Here is a 248-nt window from a genome sequence, read left to right as displayed (position 1 = left end):
CGCCAAAGCGTCTTCGGTCGTTGCGCAACCATGTTCACCAGTTCGTGGCTTGTGGACAGCTCGGAGTGCTGGCCACCACGCCAATGGATCGTGAGCACGACATCGCGCGCATCATCATCGACATCGACGACGATCTCGGTGATCAATGTGATGGCGAAAGAGACGAAACCAATTGCAACCCGCGTCGAGGTCGACAAGAGCTCCCAGACCGTCAAGGCGTTCGCGAATTCCGACCTTATCGCCTTCTT

General features: G+C 56.9%; 1 pseudogene. It reads right to left on the bottom strand.

Going from position 1 to position 248, the window contains the following annotated elements:
• Positions 1-248, bottom strand: a pseudogene (locus tag QSV46_RS41695) (hypothetical protein); the annotation flags it as partial.

The organism is Bradyrhizobium cosmicum (assembly GCF_032290525.1).
Taxonomy (GTDB): domain Bacteria; phylum Pseudomonadota; class Alphaproteobacteria; order Rhizobiales; family Xanthobacteraceae; genus Bradyrhizobium; species Bradyrhizobium cosmicum_A.
This window is presented reverse-complemented; position numbering and strand designations above follow the sequence as displayed.